16 protein-coding genes are annotated in these 17,362 nt (G+C 72.0%); 5 read left to right on the top strand and 11 right to left on the bottom strand.

The features are described from left to right. Positions 1-137: 137 nt before the first annotated feature. The 9 genes from AB0M27_RS02420 to AB0M27_RS02380 form a co-directional block, all read right to left on the bottom strand. Positions 138-1,478, bottom strand: coding sequence for an ABC transporter ATP-binding protein (locus AB0M27_RS02420; RefSeq protein WP_365717075.1), 1,341 nt, complete (start codon positions 1,476-1,478; stop codon positions 138-140). A 138-nt stretch (positions 1,479-1,616) separates the two neighbouring features. Beyond that, positions 1,617-2,297 carry a class F sortase gene (locus tag AB0M27_RS02415; protein WP_365717073.1) on the bottom strand — a complete coding sequence of 227 codons (681 nt, stop codon included), beginning with the start codon at positions 2,295-2,297 and terminating at the stop codon, positions 1,617-1,619. Further along, positions 2,284-2,943 (bottom strand): hypothetical protein, encoded by a 660-nt coding sequence (locus tag AB0M27_RS02410; RefSeq protein ID WP_365717071.1) that lies wholly within the window; start codon positions 2,941-2,943, stop codon positions 2,284-2,286. Before AB0M27_RS02410 ends, AB0M27_RS02415 begins: the two co-directional genes overlap by 14 nt. 100 nt (positions 2,944-3,043) lie before the next feature. Beyond that, the gene (locus tag AB0M27_RS02405; protein ID WP_365717069.1) at positions 3,044-4,279 is read right to left on the bottom strand and encodes an MFS transporter; all 1,236 of its coding nucleotides are present in this window, start codon (positions 4,277-4,279) and stop codon (positions 3,044-3,046) included. A gap of 20 nt (positions 4,280-4,299) precedes the next feature. Next, complete coding sequence (locus tag AB0M27_RS02400) at positions 4,300-5,685, bottom strand: citrate:proton symporter (protein ID WP_365717067.1); 1,386 nt, start codon at positions 5,683-5,685, stop codon at positions 4,300-4,302. Positions 5,686-5,811: 126 nt separating this feature from the next. Further along, entirely contained in the window at positions 5,812-8,043 is a 2,232-nt protein-coding gene (locus tag AB0M27_RS02395) for a molybdopterin oxidoreductase family protein (protein ID WP_365717065.1), read from the bottom strand. Between the two features lie 116 nt (positions 8,044-8,159). Then, on the bottom strand, positions 8,160-8,813 hold the full coding sequence (locus AB0M27_RS02390) for a TetR/AcrR family transcriptional regulator (RefSeq protein WP_365717063.1): 654 nt from the start codon (positions 8,811-8,813) through the stop codon (positions 8,160-8,162). Between the two features lie 64 nt (positions 8,814-8,877). Then, a complete protein-coding gene (locus AB0M27_RS02385) occupies positions 8,878-9,435 on the bottom strand; it encodes a hypothetical protein (RefSeq protein ID WP_365717061.1) in 558 nt (185 codons plus the stop codon). 133 nt (positions 9,436-9,568) lie between these two features. Then, positions 9,569-10,771 carry a PP2C family protein-serine/threonine phosphatase gene (locus tag AB0M27_RS02380; RefSeq protein ID WP_365717059.1) on the bottom strand — a complete coding sequence of 401 codons (1,203 nt, stop codon included), beginning with the start codon at positions 10,769-10,771 and terminating at the stop codon, positions 9,569-9,571. A 208-nt stretch (positions 10,772-10,979) separates the two neighbouring features. Here AB0M27_RS02380 and hmgA point away from each other — a divergent pair, with 208 nt between their 5' ends. From hmgA to AB0M27_RS02365, 3 genes are read left to right on the top strand one after another with little or no spacing between them, the layout of a single operon-like run. Continuing rightward, positions 10,980-12,326, top strand: coding sequence for a homogentisate 1,2-dioxygenase (gene hmgA, locus AB0M27_RS02375; protein WP_365717057.1), 1,347 nt, complete (start codon positions 10,980-10,982; stop codon positions 12,324-12,326). Positions 12,327-12,371: 45 nt separating this feature from the next. After that, positions 12,372-13,121 (top strand): GntR family transcriptional regulator, encoded by a 750-nt coding sequence (locus AB0M27_RS02370; protein WP_365717055.1) that lies wholly within the window; start codon positions 12,372-12,374, stop codon positions 13,119-13,121. 25 nt (positions 13,122-13,146) lie between these two features. Further along, positions 13,147-14,301 carry a type ISP restriction/modification enzyme gene (locus AB0M27_RS02365; RefSeq protein WP_365717053.1) on the top strand — a complete coding sequence of 385 codons (1,155 nt, stop codon included), beginning with the start codon at positions 13,147-13,149 and terminating at the stop codon, positions 14,299-14,301. Here the strand turns inward: AB0M27_RS02365 and AB0M27_RS02360 are convergent. Together AB0M27_RS02360 and AB0M27_RS02355 are read right to left on the bottom strand one after the other, a co-directional pair. Then, positions 14,298-14,825, bottom strand: a complete 528-nt coding sequence (locus tag AB0M27_RS02360) for an aminoglycoside adenylyltransferase (protein ID WP_365717051.1) — start codon at positions 14,823-14,825, stop codon at positions 14,298-14,300. The genes AB0M27_RS02365 and AB0M27_RS02360 overlap by 4 nt on opposite strands. Next, positions 14,822-15,544: a TetR/AcrR family transcriptional regulator gene (locus AB0M27_RS02355; RefSeq protein WP_365717049.1), complete on the bottom strand. Its 723-nt coding sequence runs from the start codon at positions 15,542-15,544 to the stop codon at positions 14,822-14,824. The genes AB0M27_RS02360 and AB0M27_RS02355 overlap by 4 nt, the downstream gene beginning before the upstream one ends. A 63-nt stretch (positions 15,545-15,607) precedes the next feature. On the opposite strand from AB0M27_RS02355, the gene AB0M27_RS02350 reads away from it, so the two are divergent. Both AB0M27_RS02350 and AB0M27_RS02345 read left to right on the top strand, forming a co-directional pair. Next, positions 15,608-16,564, top strand: coding sequence for an ATP-binding cassette domain-containing protein (locus tag AB0M27_RS02350; protein WP_365717047.1), 957 nt, complete (start codon positions 15,608-15,610; stop codon positions 16,562-16,564). Next, complete coding sequence (locus AB0M27_RS02345; protein WP_365717045.1) at positions 16,561-17,349, top strand: ABC transporter permease; 789 nt, start codon at positions 16,561-16,563, stop codon at positions 17,347-17,349. Before AB0M27_RS02350 ends, AB0M27_RS02345 begins: the two co-directional genes overlap by 4 nt. Positions 17,350-17,362: the final 13 nt, after the last annotated feature.

Genomic DNA, 17,362 nt, shown 5'->3' with positions numbered 1-17,362 from the left:
CACACAAACTAGCGACGTTAGTTTTTTGGCGCCAGACGTACCCGGACATCATCGCCGGGCCGGCCGGTCCACATTCGCCGGGGTGCCGGTGCTCACTCGCCCCGGGTGCCGGTCCGCACTCGCCCGGGTGCCGGTGCTCACTCGTCCAGGTCGGGCAACCGGTCGGGGGACGGGCAGATGCGGTCGCCCTTCTGGTCGAAGACGAAGAGATGGGCGAGGTCGACGAGGAGCGGCACCTGCATGCCGTGGTGCAGCCGGAGGTCCGGAGTGGTGCGCACCACCAGATCGCCGGGGAGCCGGCCCTCCGGGGGTGCGGGCTCGGGCCCGCCGTCTGCCCCGTGTTCAAGTACGACTACCGGCCCGGCGCGCCGCGCACCGGCCCGTTCCCGCAGCCGGTCCAGCGCGGTGGGGCCTTCCCTGCGCCGCCGTCGCGTCGGCCGGGCGGCGGGGCGCGGGGCCTCCAGCTCGGGCACGAAGGCGGGCCGGGAGCCGGTGCTGAAGTGGACGAGGATCTCGTGCCCCTGGAACTCCACGTGCTCCACCAGCCCGGTGATCGCCACCTCCCCCGGCCGGGCGGAGCTGTGCTTGGCGATGCGGACCGCCTCCGAGCGCAGTCCCACGATCACCTCGCGGCCCTGCTGCACGCGCAGCAACTGATGGTCCAGGCAGAGCGGTTCGGGCAGCCGCAGGGCCTGCTTGCCCAGGCTGATGGTCATGGCGCCGTCCAGCGGGGCGCGGACCAGGCCGCGCAGCAGGTTGATGCGCGGGGTGCCGATGAAGGCGGCGGTGAAGACGTTGCGGGGCAGGGCGTAGACCTGGCGCGGGGTGCCGACCTGCTGGAGCACACCGCCGCGCAGTACGGCGACCCGGTCGCCGAGGGACATCGCCTCCGCCTGGTCATGCGTGACGTACACCGTGGTGACCCCCAACTCTCGGGTGAGCTCGGATATTTCTGCGCGCAGGTGGTTGCGCAGCTTGGCGTCGAGGTTGGACAACGGCTCGTCCATCAGGAAGGCGGAGGGGTGGCGCGAGATGGCCCGGCCCATGGCGACCCGCTGCCGCTCGCCGCCGGAGAGCTGGCTCGGGAACCGGTCGAGCAGGTCCTCGATGCCCAGCATGCGGGCGGTGGCGGAGACACGCGGGGCGGGGTCGGCGCCGGGGTCCTCGATGCGCAGCGGGAAGCCGATGTTGTCGCGGCCGGTCATGTTCGGATAGAGGGCGAAGTTCTGGAAGACCATGGCCATGCCCCGCTCGGAGGGCTGCCAGTGGTTGGCGTACTCGCCGTCGAGCAGCAGCTCGCCCTCGTCGATGTCCTCCAGACCGGCGATCATCCGCAGCACGGTGGACTTGCCGCAGCCGGACGGGCCGAGCAGCACCAGGAACTCGCCGGGCGCGATGTCCAGCGAGAGCCCGTCGACCACGCGCGGGCCGCGTGTGTAGGACTTGCTCACGTCGTGCAGTTCGATGGCGCGTGTCATGCCTGCCGCCCCCGGGGGCTGTCCGGAGCGCCGCTGCTCCGTGGTCCGAAGACCCCGCGCGGGTCGAACGGGGCCTGTGGGTCACGGAAGTTAACGGAATGTACCCGGCCGGGGGAAGACATCGCGCGGCCCGGCCCGTCACTTGGTCGCGGTCAGGTGGGCGAAGACCACCACGTTGCTGGTGTAGCCCCTCCGCCGGCTGAAGAAGCCGCCGCAGGTGAGCACGCGGAGTTCGGGGCGCCGGGTCCGACCGTAGACCTCCTTGTCCGGAAAGCCCGCCTTGTCGAAGACCTTCACCCGGTCCACGGTGTAGACGGCGGTACGGCCGTCGGCGCGCCTGACCTCGATGGGTTTGCCGGGTTTGACATAGGCGAGCGCGGCGAAGACGGCGGGACCGGTACGGGTGTCGCGGTGACCGACGGCGACCGCGGTGCCGGACTCGCCCGGTGTGGGGCCGCCCTCGTACCAGCCGACCACCTGGGGTTTGTCGACCGGCGGCGTGTCCAACTGCCCTTCCCCGTTCAGCCGGACGCCGACGACCGGGGCGTTGATCCCCAGCGAGGGGATGCGGAAGGACGTCGGCCGGGACCGGGGCAGCGGACGGGGCGGGGGCGTGGGGCGTCCGTCGGCAGGAGAGGAGCCCGGTCCGGCGGCCGCCACCCCGGCCGGGCCGCCCGCCTGGTCGGCCCGGCCGGATCCGCCGTGTCCCCCGCACCGGTTCCCGGCCGTCACCAGGAGGGTCAGCAGCAGGGCCGTCCTGGTGAGGCGGTAGGCGCGGGTCCGGTACCAGGGCCTGCGTCTGCGCCTACGCGGCGCCATGGGGCCGCCGGCGGTTGCGCCGGATGTACACGGCACCGCCGACCGCGGTCAGACCCACGACGCCCGCTGCGGCCACCGGCGAGTACGCCGCGGCCGTGTCGATCAGGCCGCCGCCACCCGCGTGCACGCCGCCCCTCGGGTCGTAGTGGTCGCCCCGTCCCCAAGCTCCGTCGTCCCGGTGGTCGTCCGAGATCTGACCACCCGGGTCGTGTCTCTCCTCGTGGCTCCTGCCGTGGCAGTTGACGCGGAAGATCTTCTCCTTGGTGGCGCCGGACACGACCCAGGTGAGCGTGTACTGCCCGTCGGCCAGCCCCATCGTTTCCGTGTGACCGGCACCCCCGCCGAGCTGGAGGGTGCCGGTCGTCGTGGCCGCGGTGGGCAGCGGGGGCTGCGGCATGATGGTGTAGGCGATGGTGGGCAGAGCATCGAAGTTGATGGCGTCCAGCTTGAACTTGCAGACCACCGGGGCATCGTTCATCTCTTCGTGGTGCATGCCCACGGGTTGGATCCTGATGTCGCCGTTCTCCCCGACGGCCGCCGCAGTCGGTGCCACCGCCCACGACACGCCGACCGCGCCGAGGGCGGTGAGGACGACAGTGGCGCCCGCGCGGGAGCCGAACGCACGTGGTGAGGTCAGGGTGGGCATGCACGTTCCTCCGCGTCAGACGATTTTCATACAAATCGCTTGTTCGTCTGGACTGTGCTTGATGGGCATGACATCTGACGAACCGACACCCGGCGCGTCGTCAGAGATCGCTCGTGCGGCGCAATCGCCGGCGCCTCGGCCCCTGACGCGCGGTCCGCCCCCGGCCTTGCGGGTTCTCCGGCGATCTCGACGCCACCCCCGAGGACAGCAGCAGCAACGCCCCCAGCATCACGAACGGCGCCGCCACGCCTGCGAGGCCCGCGACCAGGCCCGCCGCGGCCGGCGCGGCCACCTGGCCGAGCCGGTTGCCGGTCAGGCGCAGCGCGAGCGCCGTGGAGCGGGCCTCCTCCGGCGCCGCCTGCACCACCGTCGTCATCGACAGCGGCTGGCCCACTCCCAGGCAGAAGCCCAGCACCGTGAGCATCAGACCGAGCGCCCACACCGGCACCGGAAACGCGACTCCCGCGCACAGGACCGCCGCCAGGAAGCAGGTCGACGTCAGCAGTACGGGACGGCCGAGCAGCCGGAGCAGCGGGGTGAGGACTAGACGGCAGGCGATCGTGGCGCCCGCGCGCAGGCTGAGCAGGACGCCGATCACCGAGGGGGCGATGGCCCGGTGTTCGCCGACCACCGGCAGATACGCGGTGAGGATGTCCGTCGCGGACAGCACGGAGAGGCTGATCAGCATGCCCGCGGGCACGCCCCGGGCGCGCAGGATGCGGCCCACCGGCACGGGCTCGCCCTGCCGCGCAGCGGACTTGATGGCCGTACGGTCCTCGATGCGCCACAGCGAGGTGAAGGCGACCGCCGCGCCCGCGCCCGCCACCACGAGGGTGAGCGCGCTGCTGTGCGCCATGTCCGGCCCGCCGATCAGGGCGCCGGCGGCGATGGGGCCGATGAGCTGGCCGAGGGAGGCGCCGATGGTGAAGTGCCCGAAGTTGCGGTCCTGTTCGTGCGGCGCGGACTGGCGGGCGACGAGCGACTGGGCACCGATGACGAAGCACAGATGGCCGAGGCCCATCACCCCGCTCCACAAGGCCATCGCCCAGAGGGAGTTCACCAGCCCGCTCAGCGCGCAGCCGCCGGAGATCAGGACCACACCCACCGGCAGCAGAGGGGCACAGCGGCCGTGGTCGGTGCGCCGGCCGAGCGGTACGGCGGCGAAGAGGGGCAGCAGGGCGTAGACGCCCGCGATGACGCCCACCGCCCGCTCGTCGGCGCCCAGCGCGAGGGCCCGGTAGGAGACGGCGGGCCGGGCCATCGACACCGCCCCCTGCGCGAAGCCGAAGGCGAGGACGAGGCGGAGCAGCCAGCCGCGGTTCCCACCGGGCACCATGGAAGATCCCTCCTGGAGAATCAGATGATGCCGAAGAGCATTCCCGCCCCGAGGACCACCAGCGATGTCAGGGCGGCCCACTTGACCACGAACCGGGTGTGGTCGCCGAACTCCACCTTGGCCATGCCGACCAGGACGTAGACCGCGGGGACGAGCGGGCTGGACATGTGCAGGGGCTGGCCGATGATCGAGGCGCGGGCGATCTCCAGGGAGGAGACGCCGTGCGCGTGGCCCGCCTCGGCGAGCACCGGCAGGATGCCGAAGTAGAAGCCGTCGTTGGACATGAAGTACGTGAGCGGGATGCTCAGCACACCGGTGACGAAGGCCATGTGCGGGCCCATGCCGGCGGGGATGTTGTCGACCAGCCACTTGGCCATGTGGTCGACCATGCCGGTGCCCTGGAGGACGCCGGTGAAGACGGCGGCGGCGAAGACCATGCCGGAGACGTTCAGGACGTTCTCGGCGTGGGCGGCGATCCGGGCCCTCTGATCCGGCATGTGCGGGAAGTTGACGGTCAGGGCGAGCGCCGCGCCGAGCAGGAACAGCACCGGGATCGGCAGCCACTCCATGATCATGGAGGTGAGCAGGACGACCGTGAGCAGCCCGTTGAACCAGTACAGCCTGGGGCGCAGGTTGGCACGGTTCGGGTCGAGACCCTGGAAGCCCTCGCCGCCGTCCGGCTCCTCCGGGAGGCCGGGCCCCGAACCGCCGGCGCGCGCCGGGGACTTGCCGGAGCCGGCACCGACGAGGACGGTCTCCTTCTCCTCCACCAGCACCTCGTCCAGCGTGAGCACGCCGAGCCGCTTGCGCTCTCGGCGGCCGAGGACGCAGGCGAGGCAGAACACGAACAGCAGGCCGACGCCCAGGGCCGGGATCATCGGCACGAAGATGTCGCTCGCGTCGACCTTCAGCGCGGTCGCGGCACGGGCGGTCGGGCCGCCCCACGGCAGCGTGTTCATCACGCCGTTGGCCATCGCGGCCACGCCGGTCATCACGACCAGGGACATCTTCAGGCGTTTGTAGAGCGGGTACATCGCCGAGACGGTGATCATGAAGGTGGTGGAGCCGTCGCCGTCCAGGGAGACGATCGCGGCGAGGACCGCCGTTCCGACGACGATACGCAGCGGGTCGGCCTTGCAGAACCTGAGGATGCCCCGCACGATCGGGTCGAAGAGGCCGACGTCGATCATCACACCGAAGTAGACGATCGCGAACATGAGCATCGCCGCGGTGGGGGCGAGGCCGGTGACGCCGTCGATGACGTAGTCGCCGAGCTTGGCGCCCTTGCCCACGAACACGCAGAACAGCGCGGGTATGAGCACGAGCGCCGCGATCGGCGACATCTTCTTCAGCATGATCAGGACCAGGAAGGTCGCGATCATGGCGAAGCCGAGGATGGTCAGCATATGAGTGGATACCTAACGTTCGCCCTTGAACATCCCACCTGGGGGTCGGCGGTGCGATGACGTTAGGTCGTGTCGACTGGCGTTAACAAGATGTTGACGCGTGAGCAATAAGCGCGAAAGTCCAGGTCACAGGCTCGCGGCGAGCTGGACGGGCACGCCGTTGAGGACCGCGTTGCCGGAGAGCGGGTCGAGCAGGGTGCCGTCGAGGAGCTGGTTGACGTTGACTCCGGGTGCGGTCGCGGCGTGGCCGAGGCGGGTGCCGGGGCGGTCGTGGCCCCAGCCGTGCGGCAGGCTCACCACCCCGGGCCGTACGGCGTCGGTGACCTCGGCCGGCGCCACCACCTCTCCCCCGGCGCCCTTCACCCGGACGTCCGCCCCGTCCCGGACGCCGAGCCGGGCCGCGTCCTCGGGGTGGATGTGCAGGGTGCAGCGGTTGGAGCCGCCGGTGAGGGCGGGCACGTTGTGCATCCAGCTGTTGTTGGAACGAAGGTGGCGGCGGCCGACGAGGACGAGGCCTTCGGGGCGCTCACGCAGGGCCTGGTGGAGCCGGGGCAGGTCGGCGGCGATCGGCGCGGGCAACAGCTCCACCTTGCCGCTGCGGGTCTTCAGCGGCTGCGGCAGCCGCGGGCGCAGCGGACCGAGGTCGATGCCGTGCGGGTGGGCGAGCAGCCTGGCCAGGGTCAGCCCGTCGGGCCGTACGCCGAAGCCATCGCCGTACGGGCCGAGGCGGAGCATCATGTCCAGCCGCCGCTCGGGGCCGGTCTCGCCGTTGAGGCCGGCGGCGAGTTCGCGCGGGTCACGGCCGTACACCGGCGAGTGCTTCTCCTGGACGGCCTTGCCGAGGGTCTGGTCGACGACCATCACGTCGACGGCGGCCGGGTCGGCGCCGTGCATGCCGGTGGCCGCGAGGATCAGCCGGGCGAGGATCTCGCTCTCGGCCATGCGGCCGGGCTCCAGCGGGACGGCGGGGCGGGTGTAGCGGACCTGGTTGCGCACGGCGAGGGTGTTGAAGGCGAAGTCGTGGTGCGGGCTCTGCGAGGGCGGGGGCGGGGGCAGTACGACATCGGCGTGGCGGGAGGTCTCGTTCAGGTACGGGTCGACGCTGACCATGAAGTCCAGCGAGTCCAGGGCCTTGTCCAGGCGGTCGCCGTCGGGTGCGGACAGCACCGGGTTGGCGGCCACGACGATCAGGGCGCGGATCGGCTCGCCTTCGTCCGTCGCGGAGTCGATCTCCTCGGCGAGCGCGGAGAGCGGCAACTCGCCCTTGGCCTCGGGGAGTTGCCGTACCCGGGAGTGCCAGCGGCCGAGCGTGAAGCCGCGGCCGGGGCCGGCCGGGCGGGGCGTCCTGTCGGTGGCGGCCTGCGGGAAGAGGGCGCCGCCGGGCCGGTCCAGGTTGCCGGTGAGGATGTTGAGGACGTCCACCAGCCAGCTGGCCAGGGTACCGTGCGGGACGGTGCAGCTGCCGATGCGGGCGTAGACGGCGGCGGTGGGCGCGGCGGCGAGTTCGCGGGCGAGGATGCGGATGGTCCGCGCGTCGACGTCACAGGCCTCGGCCACGGCTTCCGGGGTGAAGTCACCCATCGCTTCCCGGAGTTCGCCGAGGCCCTGGACGTGCGGGGCGAGGTGGGCGAGGTCGACCAGGTCCTCCGCGAAGAGGGTGTGCGCCATCGCCGCGAGCAGCAGGGCGTCGGTGCCGGGGAGGATCGCCAGGTGCCGGTCGGCGAGCTTGGCGGTGCGGGTGCGGCGCGGGTCCACCACGGTGAGGTGTCCGCCGCGGACCTTGAGCGCCTTGAGCTTGCCGGGGAAGTCGGGGGCCGTGCACAGACTGCCGTTGGACTCCAGCGGGTTGGCGCCGATGAGGAGCAGGTGGTCGGTGTGGTCCAGGTCCGGCACGGGGATGGCGTTCGCGTCGCCGAAGAGCAGCCCGCTGGAGACGTGCTTGGGCATCTGGTCGACCGTGGAGGCGGTGAACAGGCTGCGGGTGCGCAGGCCGGCGAGGAGGACCGGCGGGTAGAGGGCGCCGGCCACGGTGTGCACGTTGGGGTTGCCGAGGACCACGCCGACGGAGTCCGGGCCGTGGCCGTCCACGACGGGGCGCAGACCGGCGGCGACCGCGTCGAAGGCCTCCTCCCAGGTGGCCTCGCGCAGTTCGCCGTCCCGGCGGACGAGCGGGGTGCGCAGCCGGTCGGGGGCGGAGTCGACGGCCCCGAAAGAGGCGCCCTTGGGGCAGATGAAGCCCCTGCTGAAGACGTCCTCGCGGTCACCGCGGGCGCCGGTGACACGAGTGCCCTCGATGGTGAGGGTCAGCCCGCAGGTGGCCTCGCACAGGGGGCAGATTCGCAGGGCGGTGCGGGACACGGGTCCTCCCGGGGGTCGGCGGCGGTGCCGGGCGAGCACGGAACGGCTCGGGGCGAGCATACCGACCGGTATGCATGGAGGGGAGGGCTCTTCGCGTGAACGATGAGCCGTGAACGTCAGTCGAGCACGCGCCCCAGATACGCCCGCAGCAGCTCCCGGGTCTCGGTGATGATCGCCTCGTCGCCGTCCGGGTCGGTCCGGAAGGCCAGCTGGACGAGGGTGTCCGCGCTCTCCACGGCGACCAGGAAGACCCGGCGCAGGTCCGCGTCGGGAATGCGGCCGAGGTAGCCGGAGAGCAGGTCGGTGAGGCGGTCGGCGACGCGGGTGTTGGGCTCGGTGTGGCGGGCGCCGACCGGTATCTGGTTGCCGAAGTCGACCAGGGAGAAGCCGGGTGCGGTGCGCTTCATGGCCAGGTACTCGTCGAGGACCGCGTCCATCGCGGCCCGCCAGTCTCCCCGACGCCCGGCTGCTCCCGCGCGGGAGGTACCCCCACCGCCCGCCTTCCTCAGCCGCTCGGTGACCCGCTCGGTGTACTGCTCCAGGTTGCGCTGGGCGAGGGCGTCGGCCATCTGCCGCTTGTTGCCGAAGAACCGGTAGACGGAGCCGATGGGCACACCGGCGCGCAGGGCGACCGCGCGGGTGCTCAGGGCGTCGTAGCCGACCTCGTCGAGGAGTTCGGCGCAGGCGTCGAGGATCCTGGTCAGCCGTTCGGCACTGCGCCGCTGGACCGGCGCGCGGCGGAGCGATGTCGCGTGGGGCACGGACTTCATGATGCCTCTCCGCCGGGGCCGGGTGAACCTCGCCCTCCAGTACGGAGAAGAGTGGCCGGTGCACTCACTTCCCGGCGACCGGGGTCGCCGTGCCGGTCGAGGGCTGGGCCGGCGCCGACTCCGCCTCCGACGCCGTTATGTCGGCGGTGCTCTGCACCGGCTTGCCGTGCACGGCCCACGCGGTGCCGTCGTCGGCGTACAGGCGGGCGGTGACGTGGTGCGTGCCGTGCCGGACGAGACCGTCGGGCAGGTGGTACGCGGGGGAGCGCAGCCGGGTGATCCGGTCGCCGTCGACGAAGAGGTACACGAGCCCGCGCCCGGGGACCGCCGTGGAGCCGGCGCCGGGTGCGGAGCAGCGGAAGTGGTGGAACGTCAGCCGGACGTCCCAGCCGCCGCCGGAGTCGGGGGTGACCTCGACCCCGACCGCCGGCGCGTTCTTCCTGTCGACCTCGCGCAGATGCCGGCCGGTGGAGTCGGTGTCGTCCAGGACCTTGCCGACCGGCGACGGCGAGACCGTGCCGCCGTGGGTGTGCCCGGTCGTGCAGGCCGCCGTGCCGAGCGGCAGCAGGACGGCCGCCGCGAGCGCGGCGAGCGTCCTGCGGGTCCACGACGTCCTCGGCATGCCCCGGAGAGTAGAACAGGCCTCCGGTCTCCCGAATCCGCCTCAAGTCTGGTTCTGTCCGCTCCGCGAGGTCCCCCTGGGGGACTACGCGCGGCCGTGTCCGGACGCACTCGCAGTCAGCGTCGGGGCGGAGTCACCGCGGGTGCCATTCGAAGAGCAGGATGCTCGCGTCGTCCCGCAGCTGGTGGCGCTGGTGGTCGAGGAGGGCGTGGATGAGCAACCGCAGCACCTCGGCGGGGCGTTGCCCGGCGGCGGAGGAGCGGATGATGAAGTCGGTGAACCGGTCGAGGCCGAACTCCACTCCGGCCGCGTCGCGTGCCTCCACGACCCCGTCGGTGTAGAGCGGGACGTGGTCGCCCGGTTCCAGTGTCGTCTCGTGGACCTGCCGGGCTGCCGGAGCGAGTTCGCCGGCCAGGCCGGTCGGCGGCTGCGGGGGGCTGTCCAGCGCGCCGTGGACCACCCGCTCGGAACGGATCAGCAGCGGCGCGGGATGACCGCGGTTGACCCAGCGCAGCACCCCGGTGACCGCGTCGAGCCGGCACAGCACCCCGGTGCAGAAATGGTCGGACAGCCACCGGGCGAGCGCCCGGTCGACGGAACCGACCACGTCGGCCAGGTCGCCACCGCCGCGGCGGGTGTTCCGTGCCGCCGCCATGGCGACCGACGTGGTCAGCCCGGAGGCCAGATCGTGGCCCATGGAGTCGAGGATCATGGTGTGCAGCACGTTCTTGACCACCGAGTGGTCGAAGGCGTCGCCGGCGATGTCGTAGGCCGGTTCCAGGACCGCGGTCGAGACACACCTCCTGCTGCCGATGGTGTGGGGTGGCAGGAAAGCCCGCAGCATCTCGGCGGGCAACCCCATGGTCGCGGTGCGGGTGCGGGCGGCGAGCCAGTCGCTGTAGGCGCGCTTGGAAGTGATCAGCATGGCGAGCAGATGGGCCAGCATCCTGCTGCGGCGCATCCGCACCCCGTCCAGCGAGGCGGTCCGCACCGCCAGCACACCCAGCCGCTCCGCGCCGTCGACCAGAGGCATCCAGACGATCACGCCGTCGTCGGCGTCGACCACCCGCGGGGAGATCGTGCGGTACGCCCAGCCGGCCGACGAGCCGGCCACCGACAGCGGCTCCGAGGTCTCGTCGAGTGCGATGAGCTGCCGTTGTTGCAGGTCGACGAGGTAGATCAGCGCACTGTCCAGGCCGAGAGCCGAAGCGCACCGGTCCGCCAGGGCGGCCAGTTCGAAGGGCAGGGCCGTCTGCGCCTCGATGATCAGCTCTTCCAGCCGACTCTCGTCGACGGCGGCGTCGGAGCCGGCGGGTGCCTGCGGTGGGTCCGACACGGGTTCACCCCTTCCGCGCCCAGTCTCACACCGATACCGCCCCCTCTCACGTCAGGCACGGTCGTGCCGAACAGGGGTCTTTGCGCGTGCGCCCGCTCGCCGGTGGAGTACGGCGGCCCTCTTGCGCCCGCCTCCACCTATTCCTACGGTGATGCATAGGAATCAGGAGCGCGATCAACAGCGCTATCAGGAGCGCAAGGGAGCGATCATGAGCGATGGGGGTACCTCCCGCGCGAGCGTGTTCGAGCGTGGGGGAGCGCGGAAGACCGCCGCGGGACTGTCGTATCTGACCGGATTCGGCAACGAACACGCCTCGGAGGCGGTGCCGGGCGCGCTGCCGGAGGGCCGCAACTCACCGCAGCGGGCGCCGCTCGGGCTGTACGCGGAGCAGCTGAGCGGTACGGCGTTCACCGAACCGCGGGCGCACAACCGCCGCTCCTGGCTCTACCGCATCCGCCCCTCGGCCGCGCACCCGGCGTTCACCCGCACCGACAACGGCGCGATCCGCACGGCCCCCTTCACCGAGAGCGTGCCCGACCCCAACCGGCTGCGCTGGAACCCGCTGCCCGAGCCGCCGATCGGCACCGACTTCCTCGCCGGCCTGTGGACCCTCGGCGGCAACGGCGACGCCACCCAGCGCACCGGCATGGCCGTGCACCTGTACCACGCCAACACCTCGATGGACCGCGTCTTCTCCGACGCCGACGGCGAGCTGCTGATCGTCCCGGAGCGCGGCGGACTGCTCCTGCACACCGAGTTCGGCCGGCTCGCCGTGGAACCGGCACATGTGGCGCTGATTCCCCGTGGGGTGCGCTTCCGTGTGGAACTGATGGACGATTCCGCCCGGGGTTATGTGTGCGAGAACTACGGCGCGCCGTTCCAGCTGCCCGAGCTCGGCCCGATCGGCGCCAACGGCCTCGCGCACGCCCGGGACTTCCGGGCGCCGGTCGCGGCGTACGAGGACCTGAGCGGCCCGGTGGAGGTGGTGAACAAGTTCTGCGGCAACCTCTGGACGGCCACCTACGACCACTCCCCGCTCGACGTGGTCGCCTGGCACGGCACCCATGTGCCGTACGTCTATGACCTGCGCCGTTTCAATGTGATCGGCACGATCTCCTACGACCACCCGGACCCGTCCATCTTCACGGTCCTGACCTCCCCGTCGGACACCCCGGGCCTGGCCGGCGTCGACTTCGTCGTCTTCGCCCCGCGCTGGCTGGTGGGCGAGGACACCTTCCGGCCGCCGTACTTCCACCGGAACGTGATGAGCGAGTACATGGGCCTGATCGAGGGCGCGTACGACGCCAAGGCGGAGGGCTTCGTGCCCGGCGGCGGCTCGCTGCACAACATGATGTCGGCGCACGGCCCGGACCGGGAGACCTTCGACAAGGCCAGCGCGGCCGAGCTGAGGCCGCAGAAGATCGACGACGGCCTGGCGTTCATGTTCGAGACCCGCTGGCCGGTGACCCTCACCCCGCACGCGGCCTGCGCGGACCACCGCCAGCAGCACTACGACGACGTGTGGCAAGGGCTCCAGCGCCATTTCCGGGCCTGACGCCTCTGTTGCGCCTGACGTTCATCGACGGGTACGGATAGCCGAGTGACCTCCTTCGCCCCGGATTCGATCGTCCTGAACCGCAAGCTGCCGCTGTGGTACCAGGTGTCGCAGTCGCTGCGCGCCTCGATACTCGGCCGCTCCCCCGAGGACCCGCTGCGGCTGCCCACGGAGGAGCAGCTGGCGGAGCACTACGGCGTGAGCGTGCTGACCATGCGGCAGGCGCTGAAGGAACTGGAGGACGAGGGACTGATCAGCCGCCACCGGCGGCGCGGCACGTTCATCGAGCCCGACGTCCGGCGGGGCGCACCGGTCCGGCTGCTGGGCTCGGTGGACGCGATCGTGGCCCAGCAGTCCGGGATGACCACCGAGCTGCTGGACCACGGCAGCACACCGGTGCCGGCCGGTCTCACCGAGTACTTCCCGGACCTCGCGGAGGTGGCGACGTACCACCGCCTCCGCAGCGACGAGAAGACCGGCGAGCCCACCAACCACGCCGTCAACCACGTCCGCCCCGAACTCGCCGCGCGCATCGGCCTGGACGACCTGGTCCGCTGGCCGATGACGAAGGTGCTGCGGGATGTGGTCGGGGCGGACATCAGCCGTATCACGGACACGGTGGCGGCGCGGCTCGCGGACCCGGAGACCGCCCGGCTGCTCCAGGTGCCGCTGCTGAGTCCGATCCTGCACTACACGGGGGTCACGTACGACAGCGGCGGGCGGGTGCTGGATGTGGCGGTGATCCAATATCGGGGGGACCGGTTCTCGTTCACGGTCACCTTGGACGCGACCTGATACCGGGTCGGGGACAGGCCGTACCATGCCCTGCGTGACGCACGACGACGCTCCGCTGCTGGCGGACCTCATGCCGTGGTCCGTCGCACCGCTGCGGCCCGGCCGCGCCTGGCCGACGGCACCCGATCCCGGCTCTTTGAAGGCCCGCTGGGAAGCCCTGCTCAAGGCCGAGGGACCGGACCGTGAGGTCCTCTTCGAGCCGACCCGCGCCCGCACGCCGAACTCCGCGGTGGGCCAACTCCCCGGCCAGTCCACCGGTACCGAGCGGCTGGCCCGCGCCGAGGGCCCCTGCGCCGAGCCGGTCCGCGTCCTGGCGGCGCCCTTCGACGAGCAGTGGCTGATCCCGGACCACCGGCTGATCGACACCGCGCGCCCGGAGTTGTGGCGGGTGGCGGACGCCCATCAGGTCTTCACGGTGGAGACGGGGGACGAAGGCGACCCGCTCCTGGCGACCTCGCTGCTGCCGACCCTCCGCACGGGCCGCGTCCGCCCCCTGTACCGCCGCCCCGGCGGCGAGGAACCGAACCTCGCGCCGGGCCTCACGGCCCACCTTGCCGACCGCCTGGGCGAGCCCCCCACTCCGGTCGACGTCCTCTCCTGGATCCTGGCGGCCACCACTTCCGACCTCACCGTCCCGCTCGCCGACGACACCGGCCTCTGGTCGACCGGCGTCGAAATCGGCCGCCGCATGCTGTGGCTCATGCGCCGCGACGGCGAACGCCCCAAACTGCCGGGCGGCCGCCGCCCCTACGTCCGCGCACCCCTGCCGGCCCGGCCCCTCACCCTCCACTACGACCAGGCCGAGGAGACCCTCCACGTCGACGAGGGCCGCATCTCCCCCGTCCCGCCCGAGGCCTGGGACTACGAAATGACTGGGGCCCGCGTCCTGGAGTCCTGGTTCACCACCCGCACGACACCGGCCGAACCAGGCACCCTGGCCGCGATCCGCCCGGCCACTTGGCCGCAGGCCTGGACGTCGGAACTGCTGGAACTGATCACGGTTCTGGCCCTGCTGGCTGAACTGCGGCCGCAGCGAGCCGAGTTGAAGCTGACGACCTCGATCACGGCGACGGACCTCCGGGAGGCCGGCGTCCTTCCGGCACCGGAGGCGTCCCGTCGCCCCGCCTCGGTCCTGGACCATCACGAGGAGGGCCCGGAGGGCCAGTTCGTCCTGATCTAGCGGCGCCTCACGGCGGCCTCCAGCCGTGCGATGTCCTCCACGTCCTTGGCACGACGAGGCCGGGAGGGGTCCCAGACGGGCATCATGCGCTTGATCTCGATCTGGGCGAGGGGACCGACGATCGGCGCCTCGACGGCACCGATGCGACCCGGCTCGGCCGCCAACAGGCCCTCCGGCCAAGGAGTTCCGGTCCAGGGCCCGCCCGCGACGACCACCCGTCCCGCCGTGTCCCGGTCCACCAGGGTGAAGCTGCTGTCCAGCCCGTCCTCGACGAAGTCGAGCCGGAGGCCGGGCGGCGGCCCGGGGACCGGCGTGTGGCCGACTCGGCTCAGCAGGGCGGCGAGGGCCACCGAGTCCTTGGACCAGGCGAACCAGTCGATGTCCCCGTGATCGCGGGTGACCTCACCCAGGAAGAAGTCCATGGCCCAGCCGCAGCGCAGCCGGAGCGGGATGCCGCGGTAGCCCGCAGCCGCCAAGGTCTGCCGCACGAGCGCGAGTTGACGCTCGGCGCGTTCGCGGTTCACCGGTTGCCGCGGCCCGGGTCGAAGCCGTCGAGCACCCTCTCCAACGCCCGCTCGAACACGGCCTCCAGATCGATCGGCCCCGCATCCTCCGCGAACGCCGCCGCCATCCTCGGGTACGCACCGGAGGCGACCTGTCTGCCGAGATAGGCGATCCGCACCGCGTTCTCCTCGTCCTCCGACCACGGCAGCGCCCGCACCCGTTCCGCCGTGTCGAGTTCGTTGCGGACGTACGTCGTCACGACGCCGTTCAGCATCGCGATCAGCTCCAGCTTCGTGCCGTAGGACGCCTCCAGCGGATCCAGGCAGGCCAGGCAGTGCTCCAGATACCGCAGGGCGTGCGGGCTGAAGCCGTAGACCGGGGACATCAGCCGCGCAATCCAGGGATGCCGGTGCATCAGCGACCGTGTCTCGCGGGCCACCCGGAGCACGTCGGCCCGCCAGTCCCCGCTCGGCTCCCGCAGGACGTGTTCCGCGCTGACCGCGTCCATCATCAGCTCGTACAGGTCCTCCTTGCGGGGGACGTAGTTGTACAGCGACATCGTGCCGCAGCCCAGCTCGGCCGCGACCTGGCGCATCGACACCGCGTCGAGCCCCCGCGCGTCGGCGATCCGGACGGCGGCCGCCGCGATGTCGTCGCGGGTGTACGCCGGCTTCGGGCCCCGGCCGGTGCGCTCGGGGCGCGCCCAGATCACTTCGGGGACGGCCCCTCGGACTGACATCGGTCATCACCTCGGCCACCATCCTAGTTACGTACGGCGTACGTAGTGCGGTATGGTCGAGGCATGGCTACTACGTACGCTGTACTTAGTGAAGGTCTGGAGAAGCGCTTCGGCGCTGTGCACGCCCTGCGCGGGCTGGATCTGGCCGTGGCCGACGGCGCGGTCTGCGGGCTGCTCGGGCCGAACGGGGCCGGCAAGACGACGGCCGTACGGCTGCTGACCACGCTGCTGCGGCCGGACGCCGGCTCGGCGCGGGTCGCCGGGCACGACCTCGTCCGGGAGGCGGACGCCGTGCGCCGCCGCATCGCCGTGACCGGGCAGTACGCCTCGGTCGACGGCGACCTCACCGGCCGGGAGAACCTCCGGCTGTTCGCCCGGCTGCACCGGGTGCGCGGGCCGGCCGCACGGGCGGACGAGCTGCTGGAGCGGTTCGGGCTGACCGAGGCCGCCGGCCGCAGGGCCTCGACCTACTCCGGCGGGATGCGGCGCCGGCTGGACCTCGCGGCGAGTCTCGTCCGCCGCCCCGGCCTGCTCTTCCTCGACGAGCCGACCACCGGACTCGACCCGGCCAGCCGCGCCCGTGTGTGGCAGGCGGTGCGCGATCTGAAAGCGGACGGTACGACCGTACTGCTGACCACCCAGTACCTGGAGGAGGCGGACCAACTCGCCGACGACATCGCCCTGGTGGACCGGGGCCGGGTCGCGCACACCGGCTCGCCCGCCGAACTCAAGGCGCTCATCGGATCCTACGCGGAGGCCGTGGTCGCGGACGGCGACGCCCTGCCGAAGGCCGCGGCCGTGCTGGATCGACTCACGGGCCGCGAGCCGGCGTTCGACCGTGAGCGCAGCGCCGTCGGCGCCGTCACCACCGACTCCACCCTGACACTCCCCCGCCTGGTGCGCGAACTCGACGCGGCGGGCGTGCCGTTGCTCGACGTGAGCCTGCGCCCGCCCACCCTCGACGACGTCTTCCTCCGGCTCACCGGAGAGTCGACGGAGACCAAGGAGCTTGCCGCATGAACGCACCCGCGTTGGCGCACGACGGACTGGCGATGACCGGCCGGCAGCTGCGCCGGGTCCGCAACAACCCGGGCCTGGCGATCCTCACCCAGATGATGCCGATCAACATGCTGCTGTTCTTCGGCTATGTGTTTGGCAGCGCGCTGGCCATGCCCGGCCGTGAGTACCGGTCCTTCCTGGTGCCGGGGCTGATGGTCGCGACCGCGGCGGGCGGGCTGATGACCGGCATGTTCCAGGCCGCCACGGACACCCACCGGGGCGTGACGGACCGGTTCCGCACGATGCCGGTGAGCCGGGCCGCCGTACCGCTCGGGCAGGCGGTCGCGGACCTCGTCGTGACCAGTATCGGGACCGTGCCGCTGCTGCTGGTCGGGCTCGCGGTGGGGTGGCGGGTCGAGGGGTCCGCGCTCGATGCGGCCGGTGCGGTGGGGCTGCTGCTGCTCTTCCGGTTCGCCTGCACCTGCGCGGGGATCTTCCTCGGGCTGCTCACCCGCAGCGAGGACGCGGCCGGGCAGCTCGGGGCCTCCTCCTTCGTGCTGCCGCTGCTGTCCAACGCCTACATCCCCACGGACAATCTGCCCGGCTGGCTGCGCGCCCTCGCCGAGTGGAACCCGATCAGCGCGGTGACGACCGCCCTGCGGGACCTGTTCGGCAACGCGACGGTCCCGCCGGACTCCGCCTGGCCGGTGGCCCACCCGGTAGCCGGGTCGCTGGCCTGGATCCTGGTCCTGACCGCGGTGTTCCTGCCCCTCGCCGTACGCCGGTACGCGCACGGGGAGCGCTGACGGGCCGCTGCCG

Source organism: Streptomyces sp. NPDC052107 (assembly GCF_040680215.1).
In the GTDB taxonomy this organism is placed as follows: domain Bacteria; phylum Actinomycetota; class Actinomycetes; order Streptomycetales; family Streptomycetaceae; genus Streptomyces.
The sequence above is the reverse complement of the archived record's forward strand: the minus strand, read 5'-3'. Positions and strand labels throughout refer to the sequence as shown.

Coding starts and splice junctions, on each gene's coding strand:
- AB0M27_RS02390 (WP_365717063.1), bottom strand. CDS start 8,813: ATGAAGTCCGTGCCCCACGCGACATCGCTCCGCCGCGCGCCGGTCCAG.
- AB0M27_RS02345 (WP_365717045.1), top strand. CDS start 16,561: ATGAACGCACCCGCGTTGGCGCACGACGGACTGGCGATGACCGGCCGG.
- AB0M27_RS02420 (WP_365717075.1), bottom strand. CDS start 1,478: ATGACACGCGCCATCGAACTGCACGACGTGAGCAAGTCCTACACACGC.
- AB0M27_RS02350 (WP_365717047.1), top strand. CDS start 15,608: ATGGCTACTACGTACGCTGTACTTAGTGAAGGTCTGGAGAAGCGCTTC.
- AB0M27_RS02365 (WP_365717053.1), top strand. CDS start 13,147: ATGCCCTGCGTGACGCACGACGACGCTCCGCTGCTGGCGGACCTCATG.
- AB0M27_RS02405 (WP_365717069.1), bottom strand. CDS start 4,279: ATGGTGCCCGGTGGGAACCGCGGCTGGCTGCTCCGCCTCGTCCTCGCC.
- hmgA (WP_365717057.1), top strand. CDS start 10,980: ATGAGCGATGGGGGTACCTCCCGCGCGAGCGTGTTCGAGCGTGGGGGA.
- AB0M27_RS02385 (WP_365717061.1), bottom strand. CDS start 9,435: ATGCCGAGGACGTCGTGGACCCGCAGGACGCTCGCCGCGCTCGCGGCG.
- AB0M27_RS02415 (WP_365717073.1), bottom strand. CDS start 2,297: ATGGCGCCGCGTAGGCGCAGACGCAGGCCCTGGTACCGGACCCGCGCC.
- AB0M27_RS02410 (WP_365717071.1), bottom strand. CDS start 2,943: ATGCCCACCCTGACCTCACCACGTGCGTTCGGCTCCCGCGCGGGCGCC.
- AB0M27_RS02355 (WP_365717049.1), bottom strand. CDS start 15,544: ATGTCAGTCCGAGGGGCCGTCCCCGAAGTGATCTGGGCGCGCCCCGAG.
- AB0M27_RS02400 (WP_365717067.1), bottom strand. CDS start 5,685: ATGCTGACCATCCTCGGCTTCGCCATGATCGCGACCTTCCTGGTCCTG.